The sequence below is a fragment of the Paucibacter sp. Y2R2-4 genome, from assembly GCF_025717535.1.
Taxonomy (GTDB): domain Bacteria; phylum Pseudomonadota; class Gammaproteobacteria; order Burkholderiales; family Burkholderiaceae_C; genus Paucibacter_A.
The window spans coordinates 454,040-469,436 of record NZ_JAJIRO010000003.1; the positions used below are offsets into that span (position 1 = coordinate 454,040).

Consider the following 15,397-nt stretch of genomic DNA (forward strand, 5'->3'; position numbering starts at 1 on the left):
TCTTCATGACCGTGACCTCTTCCGCCCCAGCGTCCGAGCCTGAATTCGACCCGCGCGCCTGGGTCACGCCCGAAGACCTCAACCTCGCCCCTGAGGTGCTGGGCCAGCCCTTGGCCACGCCGCGCCAGCGTGCGTTGGCCATGGGCGTGGATGTGGCCTTGCTGGCGGTGCTGAACGGTTTTCTCAATGCCTTGCTGGTGATCGCCATGGGCTTGGGCTCCTGGCTTTGGCTGAAGTGGAAGCGGCCCGATCTGTTCTCGCGCGCCGGCCTGGGGCTGCGCCGAAAACTTGGGGCAACTGCTGGGCCAAGTTCCGAAGCGATCACGCCAGGGCGGCCTCCGCGTTTGGCTGCCTGGCTGCTGGTGGCAATGTTTGGCGTGCTCGGCGTGATGGAGATGGTGGATGAGCTGCGCACCGGGCACAAGACCGCTCCGGCCGTGGAAGAGCAAGAGGAGGCGGACGAGGCCGTGGAAGAAGCGCTGAAGCCGCTGACCAATGCATCGAGTGCGTCGGGCGTGTCGCCTGAGGAGGCGGCTTCGGCCACAGCAAATGCCGTCGCCGCCATCGCGCAAGCTGTCGCCGAGCCCGCTTCTGGTGCTGCCTCCGCCAGCGAGGTCGAGCGCCGCGCCAAGAAGCAATCTCGCCGCATTCGCCAACTGGAGGCCGAGCTGGAGCGCGCCAAGGCGCCACGCAGCCTGGCGCTGATGGAGGAGTACCGCTACTGGCGCGACAAGTTCGGCTTCCTGATCTTGCCGGCGCTTTACTTCACCTTGCTGCCGGCGCTGTGGCCCGGCCAAACGGTGGGCAAGCGGCTCTTCGGTCTGCGCATCTTGGAGCTGACCGGCAAGCGCCTGACGCCGCTGATTCTGTTCAAGCGCTATGGCGGTTATGCCGCCGGCATGGCCACCGGCTTCGCAGGCTTTTTGCAGCTGATCTGGGACCCGAACCGCCAGGCCATTCAAGATAAGACTGCGCATACCGTGGTGATCGATACCCGCCGGCCGGCGCGAACCTTCGTGGCCTTGGCGGATCAGGCCGCGCCCACCGAACCTGCGCCGGCCCTTGAGGCGCCCAAAGACTCGCCATGAGCGACGGGGTGCTGATCGGCCAGATCTGTCGCCTCACCGGCGCCACGCCCTAGGCGGTGCGTCTGTATGAAAGCCTGGGCTTGTTGCCCCCCGCGCGGCGGCGCGGCAGCTACCGGGTCTTTGATCAAGAGCATGTGGATGCCGTGGCCTTGATCCGTCAGGCACAGCAGCTCGGCTTCAAGCTGAAGGAGCTGCAGAGCTTGGCCAGCCAAGGGCCCTTGGTAGAAGCTGTCAGCCTGGGCTTTGCGCGCCAAGCCGTCGAGCAAAAACGCGAAGCTCTGGCGCAGCAAATTGCTGACTTGCAGGCGCAGGCCGGGCATCTGGCGGCCTTCGCGGCGATCTTGGCCGGTGCCCATGAGCTGGCCTGCGCCTGCCCTCAGGTGCAACAGCAACAGCAAGCCCGCAAAAAACTGACATCCGGGGCTTGACTCTGTCCCATGGGGCAGACCGCAGACTGCGGGCTTTCTTGTCCATCACAAGGCCCGCATGTCACCGAACCCGTCCCAGCGCCAACGAATTCTCATCATCAACGGCAACCCCAAGCCGAGCAGTCTGTGCCGCGCGCTGGCCGAGCGCTACGCCCAAGCCGCCGCGCAAGCGGGCCACAGCGTCGAGCTGATTCATCTGAGCGAGCTGCAATTCAAGCTGAGCTTGGACCTGGGCTATCAAGGCGAACAAGTGCTGGAGCCCGATCTTCAGCGCCTGCAGCAAGCCATTCAAGCGGCCGAGCATTTGGTGTGGGCCTATCCGGTTTGGTGGGGCTCGGTGCCGGCCTTGCTGAAGGGCGCGCTGGACCGCATCTTGCTGCCCGGCTTTGCCTTCAAGTACCACGCCGGCAAGACCATCCCCGAGAAGCTCTTGAAGGGCCGCAGCGCGCGCCTGCTGGTTTGCATGGACACGCCGCCCTGGTACTTCCGCTGGTTTCAGCGCGCCCCGGCGCACCACATGATGCGCCGCACCGTGCTGGAGTTCTGCGGCATCCAGCCGGTGCGCATCAGTGAGTTTGGGCCCGTCTTGTCGAGCTCGCCGGTCCAGCGTGAGCGCTGGTTGGCAAGGGTCGCCCGGCTTGGCGCCGAAGCGCATTGATGCAGGCAATGCAAAGCCTGGCCCCTACAGCAAATCACCGGGTCCGCTCATCTCAAAGCGATTGCGCCCCTCTTGCTTGGCGCGGTACATGGCGTGGTCGGCCTGTTGCAAGAGCTGGGTTGGGTCCAGCTCCTCTTCGCCGGGATAGCAGGTCACGCCGAGGCTGGCCGAGACCTGCAGGCGCAAGCCTTGCCAGCTCACCGGCAGGGCCGCCGCTTCGAGAATGCGCTCCAACATGGGCTCGCAAGCGGCCTCGCTGGGCAGATCGGCCAGCAACACGATGAACTCATCGCCGCCCAAGCGGGCAAAGGTGTCACCCTCGCGCAGCACCTGTTTGACATGCTTCGCCACGCCCACCAGCAGCGCGTCGCCGGCAGCATGGCCGTACTGATCGTTGATGGCCTTGAAGGCGTCCAGGTCCACATAGGCCAGCGCCAGATGGCTGCCGCGGCGTTTGGCCTGGGCCATGGCCTGCTGCAGGCGGTCTTGCAGCAAGACGCGGTTGGGCAAGCCCGTCAAGGCGTCGTGATAGGCCAAGTTGCGCAATTCCCGTTCATGGTCTTTCAGCGTGGTGATGTCGGAGAACAGCGAGACGAACTGGCTGATGCGGCCCTGCTCATCGCGGATCGCGCTGATGGTCTGCATCTCGGCATAGATCTCGCCCGATTTGCGCCGATTCCAGATTTCGCCCGCCCAGAAGCTCTTCTCGAGCAGATTGGCCCACAGCTCGCGGTAGAACTCCGCATCATGCCGGCCCGACTTGAGCAGGCGCGGGTTCTGCCCCAGCACTTCCTCTCGGCTGAAGCCGGTGATCTCGCTGAAGGTGGCGTTGACTTCGATGATGCTGCCATCGGCGGCGGTGATCATGATGCCCTCGCGCGCATGGCTGAACACGCTGGCCGCCAGCCGCAGCTGCGCCTCGGCTTGCTGGCGCTCTTTCACTTCACGGCGCAACTCGCTGACCAGGTCCACCGCCATGGCGTCGAAGTGGCGCGACAACTCGCCCAGCTCGTCCTGCGTGCCGGTCGCGCTGCGCACGCTCAGGTCGCCTTTGGAGATGGCCTCCACCGCGCGGCTCATTTGCTGCAACGGCCGCAGCACCCGCTTGAACAGCAGCACCGCCAGCCCGGCAAAGAGCAGCAACATCAGCACCGGGATGCCCACCGCCAGCCGCGCGGTCAGGGTTTCATAGGCCTGGCGCTGTTGATTGGCGGCGAGGCTCCAGCGCTGCACCGACTCGGTCACGGCTTGCGAATCCGCCAGCAGCTGGCTCAGGAGCAGGGCCTTGCGGCGGCCCTGCAGCGACTGTTGCTGCGTGTCTTTTGCGCCGATTTCGGCACCGGTGCCGGCCTTGTTTTCTCCAGCCACCAGCGGACGAAAGGTCTCACCCAGCTGCGCCACGCCGGCCGAGGCCTCCAGTGGCGCGGGCAGGGGCGACTTGGCGGTCGCCGCCAAGGCTTCGCTGATTTCACTGTGCAAGGCCCACCATTGCTGCACGGTGCGTGGTTCGGCATGCAGGCCGTACTCATGCGTCAAGACCAGCAGGGCGCTGATCTGCGTGGCGGCTTGGTGCGCTTGCTGCTCCAGCTGGCCCACCTCTTGCGACTGGCGCGTCAAATGGGCCACGCCCAGTGCCAAGCCCAAGGTCAGCAACAAGGCCGATGAAACCAGGCTCAGCAAGAGACTGCGCAGGCGCATGGTGCTGGGCGCTACTCAATCAGGCTGACCGCGCTGGGCGCGACCTGCCGTAGCGGCTTGGAGTAAATCAGCTCCAGATAGTTGCGCGGCCGCTCGCCCGCCACATGGCCTTCTTGCTGGGCCCAGCGCGACTGCGCTTCCAGCGTGGTCAGCAGCGCTTGATCCAGGCTGAGTCGGTATTGGTAGCTGGGCCAGATCCAGGCGATGAAGTGCTTGTCGAGTTTCAGTCGTTCGCGCAGCAGGGCCTGGGCCTGCGCGGGCTTCTCGGCTATGAAGCGCTCGGCCCGATCCAGCGCGCGTAGCAGGCGCCGCAACTCATCGTCTCTGGCGCCCAACAGCGCCTGGCTGGCCAGCAGATTGAAGCTGAGTCGGTAGCCGATGCTGCTGGGCAGCACGCGGCTGCCGGGCACCGTTTGCAAAATCTTGAAGGGGTAGGGCTCCCAGACGGCCACGGCATCGAGTTCGCCGCTCTTCAATTTGTCGGCCATGGTTTCGGGTTGGGCGTGCTGCACCTCCAGCAGGCGCGGGTCCAGGCCAGCAGCCAACAAGGTGGTGTCCAGTAGATAGTGGCTGGCGGCGCCCTGCACGGTGCCGATGCGTTTGCCACTCATATCGGCCCACTGCGCGATGCCTGCATCGGCGCGCACGACAACCTTGCTGTCTTTGTTGCTGCTGACAAAGCTGGCTATCACCGCGAACTGCTGGCTCTTGAAGCTACTGAAGACCACCACGGTCTCAGAGACGGTGGCCAGGTCGGCCTGCCCGTCCAGCAAGGCCTGCATGGCGCGGTGTCCGCCCAGCACCTCCTGCAGCTGAATCTTCAAACCCTCGTCGGCAAAGTAGCGCAGCTTTTCGGCCACAAAAATCGGCAGGCTCAGCGGTGTGGCCGACACGGCCAGACGCAGCGCTTCGGCAGCGCTCACTTGCGGAGCCCACGCTGCGCAGGCCAGGGCCATCAGCAAAGCGCGTCGCAAGCCTTGCGGCGCACCCAAGCCTTGGGTCATGCGCTGCCGCGCTGACTTGGGCTTTTGCTGCTCCTGGGTTCGTCCGCGATCCATCATCCCGCCCCTGACTTTTCACACCCTTGCCTTTTGATTCTGACATGAAGCGCCGCTCTGACCGCGCCGCGGCGCCTGAGTTCGAAACCGCTTGTATGACTGTTGTGTGTAGCTTCGCAGGGTCGGGCGCTCGGGCATTGCGTTGGCTTTTCTGGTTATGGGGCAGAATCGTTCGCGCTTCTATTCCGCTAAAGGATTCCCATGCAGCTTCGCCGCCGTCCCCTGATCCGGTCTTTGTTGGCCGCTTGCCTCTTGGCCCAAGGTTTGCCCGCCGCCATGGCGCATGGTGAACCCTCGGCCGAGCCCGCCGAGGCGCCTGCCGCGGCCGTGGCCAAGCCCAGCGCGGTCTTGTTTGAGAACGTGCGCATCTTCAATGGCACGGCCGACCGCTTGTCGCCGCCCTCCCATGTCTTGGTGGTGGGCAATCAGATCCAAGCCATCTCCAGCACGCCGATTGCCACGCCGGCCGATGTGAATCTGGTCAAGGTGGCAGGCGCGGGCCGCACGCTGATGCCGGGCCTGATCGACGCCCACACCCACATCATGTTCTCCAGCATGTCGAAGCTCGCCATCCTGACCTCGGATGTCGGCTTTGTGAATGTGGTGGCGGTGAAAGAGGCGCACGATACTTTGATGCGCGGCTTCACCAGCATCCGCGATCTGGGTGGCCCCTCGCTGGGTCTGAAGAAGGGCATCGACCTGGGTCTGGCCACGGGCCCGCGCATCTGGTCTTCGGGCGCCTTCATCTCGCAGACTGGCGGCCATGGCGACTTCCGTCTGCCGGTGGACTTGCCGGCCCGTCCCGGCGACTTCAGCCACAGCGAGCGCGTGGCGGCCGCCGCCATCGCCGACAGCCCTGACATGGTGCGCCAGCGCGCCCGCGAACAACTGGCCCTGGGCGCTTCGCAAATCAAGATGATGGCCGGCGGAGGCGTCTCTTCGGACTACGACCCGCTGGATGTGACCCAGTACACCACCGCCGAGCTGCGCGCCGGTGTAGAGGCCGCCGAGAACTGGGGCACTTATGTGGCCGTGCACGCCTACACCCCGCGTGCGGTGCGCCAGGCCATTGAAGCCGGCGTCAAGTGCATCGACCATGGCCAGATGCTGGACGAGCCCACCGCCAAGCTGATGGCCGAAAAGGGCGTGTGGTGGAGCTTGCAGCCTTTCGTGGATGACGGCAAATCCGCCTTTGCCGAAGGCTCGCCCAATCGCATCAAGCAAAAGCAGATGATGAGTGGCACCGAGACCGCCTACGCCCTGGCCAAGAAGTACAAGATCAAAACCGCCTGGGGCACCGACACCTTGTTCAATGCCAAGGAGGCCGCGCAGCAAGGTCAAAAGCTGGCGCAGATGGTGCGCTGGTACAGCCCGGTCGAGGTCTTGAAGATGGCCACCAGCGGCAACGCCGAGTTGCTGGCGCTCAGCGGCCCGCGCAGCCCTTACCCCGGCAAGCTGGGCGTGGTGCAAGAAGGCGCATTGGCCGACCTGATCTTGGTGGACGGTGACCCCATCGCCAATATCAACTTGGTGGCCGATGCGGCCAAGAACTTCGTCGTCATCATGAAAGACGGCAAGGTCTACAAGAACACCTTGCGCTAAGGCTCAGTCGGGCCGGGCCGGGCCAAATTGCGCCGCACCAGCTCCACATGCTGGCGCAAGGTGTAGACCCGGTCGGTGAAGTCTATCGGGAAGCGGGTGCCCAGCACATCGCGCTCGATGCGGTCCAGGCTCTCGCGGGCCTGGGCCCGCTCCTCGGGGCTGAGCTGGTGGCTCAGCAGGTCTTGCTCCAGAAACTTCAGCTCGCCGTAATGGCGATAGATGCGCCGGCTCTGCCGCCAGCTGCGCAACCAGGGCAGCAGGCGAATCAGCGGCAGCAGCAAGGCCAGCACCGGCAGCGCCATCAAGACCAGGCGCTGCACCAGATTGGCCATCCAAAAGGGCAGATAGGTCTGCAAAAAGGGCCGGCCGTTTTTGAAGTAACGCGCCGACTCCTCGGCCAGCGGGAAGTCGGTGCCCTGCGGGTTCGGGAACTCGCCCGGCCGCGCCAGCAGGCTGGGCGCGCGGTGGGTTTGGCGCGCTGCCTCCAGCAGCAAATAAGCCAGGGCCGGGTGCAGGTCTTCTTGAATCACCAAATTGGTGGTGGTGGCCAGCAGGGTGATGTCTTTGTTGGGCCGGTCCAGCAAGGGGCTGACCGAGCCGCGCTTGAGCACCACGGTTTCAAAGTAAGGCAGGCGCCGCGCCAGCCCCTCGGCCTGGTGCAGCGAGGCCAGGCGCAGCCCGTCCGAGGCCAAGAGCTTTTGCACCACCGGCGACTGCACCGAGGCCACCAAGATCAAGGCGTCGATCTGGTCCGCCAGCAGCAGCTCCACCGCCGCCATGCCGCCCTCGCTCACCAGCGTGGTGCCCTCCAGCGGGTGGTGGTGGCTGTCGGTCACGCCGTAGCTGCTCAACAGCTCCAGCGCCACTTTTTGGTTGCCGCTGCCGGCCACGCCCACCGCCACCCGCTGGCCTTTCAGCGGGCCCAGGCCGTCCGAGAGCCGCAGCGTGCGCGAGAAGATCCACACCGGCTCATGCGCCACCGTGGCCAGCGAGCGCAGCGGCGTGTTGGGCTGCTCATCGTCCTCCAGCGCTTCAAAGTCCGGCAGCTGGCTGTGTGCGGCGGTGGCCATGGGGCCCAGGCCGCCTTGCACAAAGCCCACATCGGCCTGGCCAGCATTCAGTTGCGCCAGGTTTTCCACCGAGCCGCTGCTGGGCTGCAGCGTCAGCGTGATGCCATTGAGCTTGAGCAGGGCCTGGTACTTGAGGCCGAACTGGTGATAGGCCCCGTCGGGGCTGCCCGTCACCATCACGATGGACTTGGGCGGTGCCGGGCTGAAATGCTTGACGGCAAAGTAAGCCGCCAGGCCCAGGCTCAAGACCAGGGCCAGCCAGAGCAGGGCGCGCGGGCCGTCGCGAAAACTACGGGTCAGGGAACGGGATGCAGACATGGCCGCAGTCTAGTGGCCGCCCCGTGGCCCGCGCATCGGGTCAGTCCCTCTGATACTCGGGCAGCGGCGCGCCGCAATGCCGGCAAAAGTGCGAGTCGGCCTGCAGGCCTTCGCGCAGGCAGGCGTGGCAGGTGCGCGTAGTGGGCGTGACGGCCCGCTCATCGCCCATGCGTTGCGCGGCCATCTCGGCCGTCATGATGCCGGTGGGCACGGCCAGCACGCCCCAGCCCAAGAGCATCATCATCGAGGCGATGGCGCGGCCCAGGTCGGTCTTGGGCGTGATGTCGCCAAAGCCCACCGTGGTGACGGTGGTGATGGCCCAGTACACGCTGATCGGGATGCTGGTGAAGCCGTGCTCCGGCCCTTCCACCACATACATGATGGTGCCCATGATCAAGACAATCATCAGCACCGCCGACAAGAACACCAAGATCTTCTTGGCGCTGGCCTTGAGCGCGCGCCCCAAGCTCATATAGGCGTTGATATAGCCCTGCAGCTTCAAGATGCGGAACACCCGCAGCAGGCGCAGCACCCGAATGTCCACCAGCGCATACAGCTCCGGGAAGAAGAAGGCCAAGTAAATCGGCAGCACCGCCAGCAAGTCCACCACGCCAAAGAAGCTGGTGGCGTAGCGCCAGGGGTGGCGCACGCAGGCCAGGCGCAGCAGGTACTCGATGGTGAAGAGCGCGGTGAAGGCAATTTCGGCCCAACTCAGCCAGCCTTTGTGCGATTCGCGGAAGCTCGCCACGCTCTCCAGCATCACCAGCACCAGGCTCAGCAGCACCGCCGCAATCAGCGCAAGATCGAAGTTACGTCCGGCGCGGGTGTCGGCCTCAAAAATGATGGTGTAGGCCTTGAGCCGCCAGCCTTGCAGCGGTTTGCCAAACTCGGGAGGCTTTGTACTTGCGCTATTCATGCCGCAAGCGTAGCTGAGAGCCAGCGGCATTCATGGGCCAGGCATGGGCTCGGCAGGCTTCCGCCATCCGGCTCATGGCCCGCCCATTTGTGGTCACGCCCGCATCATCAGCGCCGCCTAATCTCGCGCCATCTGTTCACCCCCCCACCCCATTGAGCTTGGAGCGAGCCATGAGCGAAAGCACGAAGAAGCCATCCCCCGACAGCCGTCGTCTCTTGTTGAAATCTGGCCTGGCCCTGGGCGGCGGCCTGGCTTTGCCCATGACCGGCGGCCTCGGCCGCGCTTGGGCGGCTGGCCAAGCCCCGGCCATCGTGGCCTCGGACGCTGAGCGCCCGCTGATGGAGCAAGGCATCCAGTTCGGCGACATGACCCTGGGCAGCACCATGCTCTGGAGCCGCGCCGACCGTCCGGCCCGCCTGCATGTGGAATACGCGCTGAACCCGCAGTTCACCAATGCCGTCAAACGCGTCGGCCCACATGCGCTCGACAACACCGACTTCACCGCCCGCCTGGACCTCACCGGCCTGCCCGCTGACCGCACCGTCTATGTGCGAACCTGGTTCGAAAGCCTCAGCAACAGCCGCGCCAAGAGCGAGCCGGTGCTGGGCCAGTTCCGCACGCCCGCGCTGAAGCGCGATGTGCGCTTCGTCTGGGGTGGCGACACCGCCGGCCAAGGCTGGGGCATCAACACCAGCTTCGGCGGCATGAAGATTTATGAATCCATGCGCCGTGTGCAGCCGGACTTCTTCATCCATTCCGGCGACACCATTTACGCCGACGGCCCCATCAGCGAAACCGTCACCGCCGAGGGCGGCCGCACTTGGACGAACATCGTCACGCCCGAAGTGTCCAAGGTCGCCGAGACCCTGGCCGAGTACCGCGGCCGCTTCAAGTACAACCTGCTGGACGAAAACGTGCGCCGCTTCAACGCCGAAGTGCCGCAAATCTGGCAGTGGGACGACCACGAGGTGGTCAACAACTGGTCGGCCTCCAAAGACCTGATGAACGACGCGCGCTACACCGTCAAAGACGTGCCGCTGCTGATCGCTCGCGGCTCGCGCGCCTTCCAGGAATACGCGCCCTTCCGCCCCTTCACCGCCGAAGAGAGCGAGCGCGTCTATCGCCACATCCCTTACGGCCCGCTGCTGGACGTGTTCGTCGTCGATATGCGCAGCTACCGCGGCCCGAATACCGACAATCTTCAGCTGACCGAAAGCAATGTCACCGCCTTCCTCGGGGCAGAACAGGTCGAGTGGCTGAAGGCCGCGCTGCGCCGCTCGCGCGCCACCTGGAAGGTGATCGCCGCCGACATGCCCATCGGCTTGAATGTGGGTGACGGCAAAGACGCCGCCGGCAACAACAAGTGGGAAGCTATCGCCAACGGCGACAACGGCCCCGCCAAGGGCCGCGAGCTGGAAATCGCCGGCCTGCTGCGCGCCATCAAGCAAGCCAGCATCAAGAACGTGGTCTGGCTGACCGCCGATGTGCACTACTGCGCCGCCCACCAGTACGAGCCCGCCAAGGCCCAGTTCCAAGACTTCGACGGCTTCTGGGAATTCGTCGCCGGCCCGCTCAATGCCGGCAGCTTCGGCCCCAACGGCCTGGATGCCACCTTCGGCCCGCGCGTGGACTTCTTCAAGGCCCCGCCCGCCGGTCAGGCCAACCTCTCGCCCTTTGCCGGCCTGCAGTTCTTTGGTGAAGTGAACATCGACGCCAGCAGCCGCCAGTTCCGCGTGGCCTTCAAGGACATCGACGGCAACGAGGTCTACAGCAAGACCTTGAGCCCGGTTTAAGCCGCGTGGACCTCGGCAGCATTTGCATCAAGGACAAGACTTCATGAAATTCACTTCACTCACAGGGGCCGCCCTGGCCCTGCTGGCCGCCGGCTCGGCCCAGGCCCTGACCGTCAGCCACATCGAGACCGAAGGCCAAAGCGCCTCGGCCCAAGTCACCAGCGACAGCTTGGGTGGCAGCCTGCTCAGCGCCGACATCGGCTTTGCGCGCGGCGCCACCGTGCGCTTTGATCTGACGCTGGACGCCGCCGACGAAGGCCAAGCCTTTGGCTTCAACGCGGTGATCAGCGCGCTGCAAGGCTTTGAGTTGCAGAACCTGGAAGTGCGCCTCAGCGGCGGCGCCGAGTTCGCCTGGGTGGGCAGCCTGACGCCGGCTTTTGCCAGCGTGGCGGCGCAAAGCGGTGACGCTGTGGCTCAGCGTTATCAGCTGAGCCCGGCCGAAAGCTTTGGCGTTGATGTGGGCAACCCCTTTGCCCACGCCGGCCAGAGCGACTGGCAAATCGGCAGCCTGGGCCTGAAGGCGGGCGACACGGTGACGCTGAGCATCAGCAGCGCCGTGCCGGAGCCGAGCAGCTGGGCTTTGTTGAGCCTGGGCGGCGCGGCGCTGATGGGCTTGGCGCGTCGGCGCGCCAAGACAGCGCGCTAAGAAGTGCGTTAGGTCAGCGCGCTAATTCAGCCGCAAGGCTCAAGACGCTTGAGCCTTGCGGCGCAGACGCCAGGCCAGACCCAGGCCGCCGAGCAGGGCGAGTGCGGCGCTGCTCGGCTCGGGGATGGCCGCCGTTTCGACGACCGTGCCTTGCAGCGCGAAGGGGAACTCCACGCTGAGCAGGCTGCCTTGGTCTTGAATGGTGCCGAAGGCGCTGCCGGCGATGGATTGCTGGGCATTGCCTTCGCGGGCATCGGCGGTGGGCGGCTGCCAGGGGCCGGAGCTGAGCGAGCCGCTCATGCTCCAGCGCAGCCAGTAGTGGCCGGCGCTGAGGCTGAGGTCGGGAATGTCGGCGCTGGCGCGGTAGATCGGGCGCACCTTGCTGGTCAAGGTGGTCGGGCTCACGCGGTAGCCGAGCAGGCCGCCGTCGCTCAGCGGGGTGATGCCGCTGGCCACGACCGGGCCATTGTTGGCGTCGTTGGCCAGGATGCTCCAGCTGACTTCTTTCAGCGTGAAGGCTGTTGCATTGTTTTGCAGAGCAAAGAAGTCAATGCTGCGGATCAGCCAGCTGGCGTCGCTGACAGTGAAGTCATCGGCCACCGCATTCTTGGAGCTGGTTTGCACCCCAAAGCTCAGGGTGAAGGCGTTGTTCGGCTTGATCGACAAGCCGTTGGCGTCCACCGCCGGGCCGTTGTTGTACAGCTCGGCGGCGCTGGCCCAGCCGGGCGCGGCGCTCAAAAACGAAGCGAAGGCCGCCAACAGGGTCAGGCGGAAGATGGGCCGTTGTGTCATATCGTCTGCAATGCTGCGTGGAGTCGGTGAAAGTGGATTTCAATCAGCGAAGGGCAAACGACACATCAGCGCGGCTGCCCGGCGCGCGAGTATCGCAGCCGGGCGTGACGAAGTAAGAAAGTTTGATCAGGTGGGTACGTTACGGATCACCGGGTCATGGCTCAAGCACAGGCCGGTGGCGTCTTGCATTACATTGATCGTGAAATTCAGTACGGCCGCTTTGCTGCAGCGGTCGCGCATCGCAATTTGCGTGGCGCTGATGGCCCAGAGGTCAGGGAAGTCGGTGGTGGCTTCGCCGAAGACGATCGGGCTCTGGGGGTCAAAGCTGTAGCCTGGCGTGACCAGATCGAACTCGATCAATGCGTTGCTGGTGTCGACCGTGATTTCCCCCGGCGTGCAGCTGACGGTGGGTGGGTCGGTGGCATCGCTGGCGGTTACGGTGAAGGTGAAGACCGGCTTGTCAGTGGATGTGGTGCTCATGGCTTTGGGTTCCCTGTTAGGCGTGTGTTTCGCGTAGCGCCCTCCTGCAACAGCGTTCGCAGCCGAATGAGGTCTGGATGTCGGTAGCTGGAGGCCTCCAGCTTTTCGGCCAAAGCGCGCGCTTCTGCAATCCTTCCGAGGCGAAATTGAGCCAAAGCGCTCACAGCCATCGCTTGCGCATCCGCTTGCGTGACATCTTCACGCACCTGCTGCGCGGCTTGCGCCCAATAGCGCTGCGCCAGCGCCACATCGGTCTCGGCCAGCAAGTGGCCCAAGTTCAAGGCGACCCGGGCGAGGACCCAGCGCTGTGGCTGGTTGAAGCGGGAGCCTGTTTGGCCGAGCGCTTGCATATCGGCTAAGTAACGCTGCATCTCCCCGGCGAGGCTGCGGCGTTGAGCCTCGGTCTGCTCGATCTGGGCCCGCAAATCGAGCAGGCGGCCGCGCAGATCGCATTGCCATCTGAGTTGTTTGGCATCACTGGCCAACAAACGCTCGATGTCGTTTTGTAGCTCGACGAGAAACGGCCCCAGTTGGGTCTCGCCGCTGGCCAAGCGAATCTCGGCCAGGCCCAGGCGCAAGGTGCTGTAACGCTCGACCCATTCGAGATTGCCCTTGTCAACTTGGCTCAACGCTTGGAGTCGGGCCACGGCCTGCTCTGAAGCCAGGCGCGCCGCTTCGGTCTGGCCGAGGAAGAACTGCGAGCGGCTGATTTCATGATGGGAATTTGCTTCCAACAATTGCAGTTGCCGGTCGTTGGCGGCGCCAGGGATCTGGCTGAGTGCTGTCAGCTTGGCTCGCTCGGCCTGAATGGCCTCGACATAGTTGCCCAAGGTTTTCTGGGCGTTGGCGATCCAGCCCAGGGTGTTGACCACCTCAATCTGCAAGTCAGGCTGCGAGGGGCTCAGTTCTTGATACACAGCCAGTGCTTTTTGAAAGCTTTGCAGGGCCGCCTCAGCTTTGCCCGACTGGACTTGCAAAACGCCCAGGTTGCTCCCGGCATTGGCCCTTTCTGCCAGCCAATCCGGTTTGCCCGTCGCCAGCGGCCCCAGCTGCTCGGCCAATTCGAGGTAGCGCTTGAATTGTTTTTCTGCCTCGTCCGTCTGGCCCTGCCGCCAAGCCGCCTCCCCAAGCCAAAACACGCTTTGTGCATGGTCATAAATGCGCTGGCCGTCTTTGGGCGCGCGCTGCAACAGTTCGGCGGTGCTGCCGGCGGCCGCGTCGTACATCCGGCTGGCTTCGTCGAGCTTGCCGCGCTGCTGGGCAATCTGGCCCATCAGGTGCAGCGCCCGGGCGCGCTGGCCCAGCGCGTCGGCGTCCAGGCGGCCGGTTTGCTGGGCGGCGTAATAGCCCAGCGCTTTTTCGCCCACCGCATCCAGCACATCCAGCCGGCCCACCGGCTCCAGCTTTTTGCGCAGATCGCCGAGCATGAACTCGATCAGGCCCTCGGCCTGGGCGCGTTGCGCTTGCGCCTCCTGGCCCTGGCGCAGCGCCACGCCGATGCTGACGCTCAAGGTCAGCAGACCCAGACTGCCGGCCGCCACGGCGAGGCGGTGCCGCCGCACAAACTTGGCCAGGATGTAGGCGGCGCTGTCGGGCCGTGCGCTGATCGGCTCATGGTTCAGCCAGTGGCGCAGGTCTTCGGCCAGTTCGGCGGCGTTGGCGTAGCGCTCGGCGGGGGCTTTCTTGAGCGTTTTGGCGACGATGGTGTCGAGGTCACCGCGCAGCTCTTTGGCGCGGGCGCGGGCTTCCTTTTTACTGCTACTGCTTTGGCCGCCGGCGTATTGCTCGCTGTCTGCGCGGCGGGCGCTGCGGGCGCGCTCTGAGAGTTTTTTGGGCTCGACTTCGACGACGGTGCGCAGGCGCTCCAGCGGGGTGGTGCGCTCATCGTCGCGCTGCTGGGTGGGGTGTTGCCCGCCGCTGAGCAGCAGATAGAGCAAGACGCCCAGGGCATAGACGTCGGTGGCGGTGGTGACTTCGCCGCCTTCCACCTGCTCGGGGGCGGCGTAGCGCGGGGTGAAGGCGCGGCCGGCCTGGCGGGTCAGCTCGGTGGCGGCGCCGGAGGATGATGAAGAATCGTCACCGTCGCCGGGCTGGTGCAGCAGCTTGGCAATGCCAAAGTCCAGCAGCTTCACCTCGCCGGCGGTGTTGACCAGGATGTTGGAGGGCTTGAGGTCGCGGTGCAGGATCAGCCGGGTGTGGGCGTGGGCCACGGCGGCCAGCACGTCGAGGAAGAGCGTCACGCGGGCACGGATGTCCAGCGACGCGCTCTCGCAGTAGCGGTCCAGTGGCTGGCCGTCTACATACTCCAGCACCAGATAGGGCTGGGCCTGGGCCGGGCCCAGCGCGGTGTTGACGCCGGCGTCGAGCAGGCGTGCGATATGCGGATGGGCCAGCTTGCCGAGGATCTGGCCTTCGCGGGTGAAGCGGCCAGCGTCGCCATGGCCCAAGAGGCCGGCGTTGAGGAACTTGATGGCGACCAGGCCCTCAAAGCGCCCGTCGGTGCGGCGCGCCAGCCAGACGGTGCCCATGCCGCCCTGGCCGATTTCGCGCTCCAGCGTGTAGCTGCCGATCTGCTGGCCGGGGCTGTTGCTGGGAACAGCGGCCGCAGCGTGCTGCTCCATCTGTTGCAGGGCGGGGGTGGCGAGGTAGTCGGCGGCTTCCAGCGCGTCTTGGCGGCGCAGCAGTTCTTGCAGATCGGCCGCCAGGGCCGGGCCCTCGGGGCTTTGGGCATGCAGCTCGCGCAGGCGGGCGCCGCGCTGCTCGGCGGGCAGGTCCAGCAGTTCGTCCAGCAGGGGGCTGAGCAGGGGCCAGCGGGCTTTGTCGATGTCGCGGCGGGCGTCGCTCATGGGT

General features: G+C 65.3%; 13 protein-coding genes. 6 read left to right on the top strand and 7 right to left on the bottom strand.

What is annotated here, in order from left to right; translation table 11 throughout:
- The first annotated feature begins 5 nt into the window (after positions 1-5).
- The 3 genes from LNV06_RS13340 to LNV06_RS13350 are packed head-to-tail and all read left to right on the top strand — an operon-like array spanning position 6 to position 2,174.
- A complete protein-coding gene (locus LNV06_RS13340) occupies positions 6-1,088 on the top strand; it encodes an RDD family protein (RefSeq protein ID WP_263538782.1) in 1,083 nt (360 codons plus the stop codon).
- A 56-nt stretch (positions 1,089-1,144) separates the two neighbouring features.
- Entirely contained in the window at positions 1,145-1,516 is a 372-nt protein-coding gene (locus LNV06_RS13345) for a MerR family transcriptional regulator (protein WP_263538783.1), read from the top strand.
- A 58-nt stretch (positions 1,517-1,574) separates the two neighbouring features.
- Entirely contained in the window at positions 1,575-2,174 is a 600-nt protein-coding gene (locus LNV06_RS13350; protein WP_263538784.1) for an NAD(P)H-dependent oxidoreductase, read from the top strand.
- A gap of 24 nt (positions 2,175-2,198) precedes the next feature.
- Here LNV06_RS13350 and LNV06_RS13355 read toward each other — a convergent pair whose 3' ends face one another.
- Complete coding sequence (locus LNV06_RS13355) at positions 2,199-3,872, bottom strand: diguanylate cyclase domain-containing protein (protein WP_263538785.1); 1,674 nt, start codon at positions 3,870-3,872, stop codon at positions 2,199-2,201.
- 11 nt (positions 3,873-3,883) lie between these two features.
- The gene (locus tag LNV06_RS13360; RefSeq protein ID WP_263538786.1) at positions 3,884-4,930 is read right to left on the bottom strand and encodes an ABC transporter substrate-binding protein; all 1,047 of its coding nucleotides are present in this window, start codon (positions 4,928-4,930) and stop codon (positions 3,884-3,886) included.
- A gap of 201 nt (positions 4,931-5,131) precedes the next feature.
- On the opposite strand from LNV06_RS13360, the gene LNV06_RS13365 reads away from it, so the two are divergent.
- A complete protein-coding gene (locus tag LNV06_RS13365) occupies positions 5,132-6,532 on the top strand; it encodes a metal-dependent hydrolase family protein (protein ID WP_263538787.1) in 1,401 nt (466 codons plus the stop codon).
- On the opposite strand, the gene LNV06_RS13370 is transcribed toward LNV06_RS13365, so the two are convergent.
- Together LNV06_RS13370 and LNV06_RS13375 are read right to left on the bottom strand one after the other, a co-directional pair.
- Complete coding sequence (locus LNV06_RS13370; RefSeq protein ID WP_263538788.1) at positions 6,529-7,920, bottom strand: TAXI family TRAP transporter solute-binding subunit; 1,392 nt, start codon at positions 7,918-7,920, stop codon at positions 6,529-6,531. The genes LNV06_RS13365 and LNV06_RS13370 overlap by 4 nt on opposite strands.
- 40 nt (positions 7,921-7,960) lie before the next feature.
- Positions 7,961-8,836, bottom strand: a complete 876-nt coding sequence (locus tag LNV06_RS13375) for an ion transporter (RefSeq protein WP_263538789.1) — start codon at positions 8,834-8,836, stop codon at positions 7,961-7,963.
- Between the two features lie 170 nt (positions 8,837-9,006).
- Between LNV06_RS13375 and LNV06_RS13380 the strand changes: the two genes are divergently transcribed.
- Positions 9,007-10,629 (top strand): alkaline phosphatase D family protein, encoded by a 1,623-nt coding sequence (locus LNV06_RS13380; protein ID WP_263538790.1) that lies wholly within the window; start codon positions 9,007-9,009, stop codon positions 10,627-10,629.
- A gap of 43 nt (positions 10,630-10,672) precedes the next feature.
- Positions 10,673-11,275, top strand: coding sequence for a PEP-CTERM sorting domain-containing protein (locus LNV06_RS13385; protein ID WP_263538791.1), 603 nt, complete (start codon positions 10,673-10,675; stop codon positions 11,273-11,275).
- 39 nt (positions 11,276-11,314) lie between these two features.
- Here the strand turns inward: LNV06_RS13385 and LNV06_RS13390 are convergent, their stop codons facing one another.
- The 3 genes from LNV06_RS13390 to LNV06_RS13400 form a co-directional block, all read right to left on the bottom strand.
- Positions 11,315-12,067 (bottom strand): PEP-CTERM sorting domain-containing protein, encoded by a 753-nt coding sequence (locus LNV06_RS13390; protein WP_263538792.1) that lies wholly within the window; start codon positions 12,065-12,067, stop codon positions 11,315-11,317.
- 126 nt (positions 12,068-12,193) lie between these two features.
- Complete coding sequence (locus LNV06_RS13395) at positions 12,194-12,547, bottom strand: hypothetical protein (RefSeq protein ID WP_263538793.1); 354 nt, start codon at positions 12,545-12,547, stop codon at positions 12,194-12,196.
- A complete protein-coding gene (locus LNV06_RS13400; protein WP_263538794.1) occupies positions 12,544-15,393 on the bottom strand; it encodes a serine/threonine-protein kinase in 2,850 nt (949 codons plus the stop codon). The genes LNV06_RS13395 and LNV06_RS13400 overlap by 4 nt, the downstream gene beginning before the upstream one ends.
- Positions 15,394-15,397: the final 4 nt, after the last annotated feature.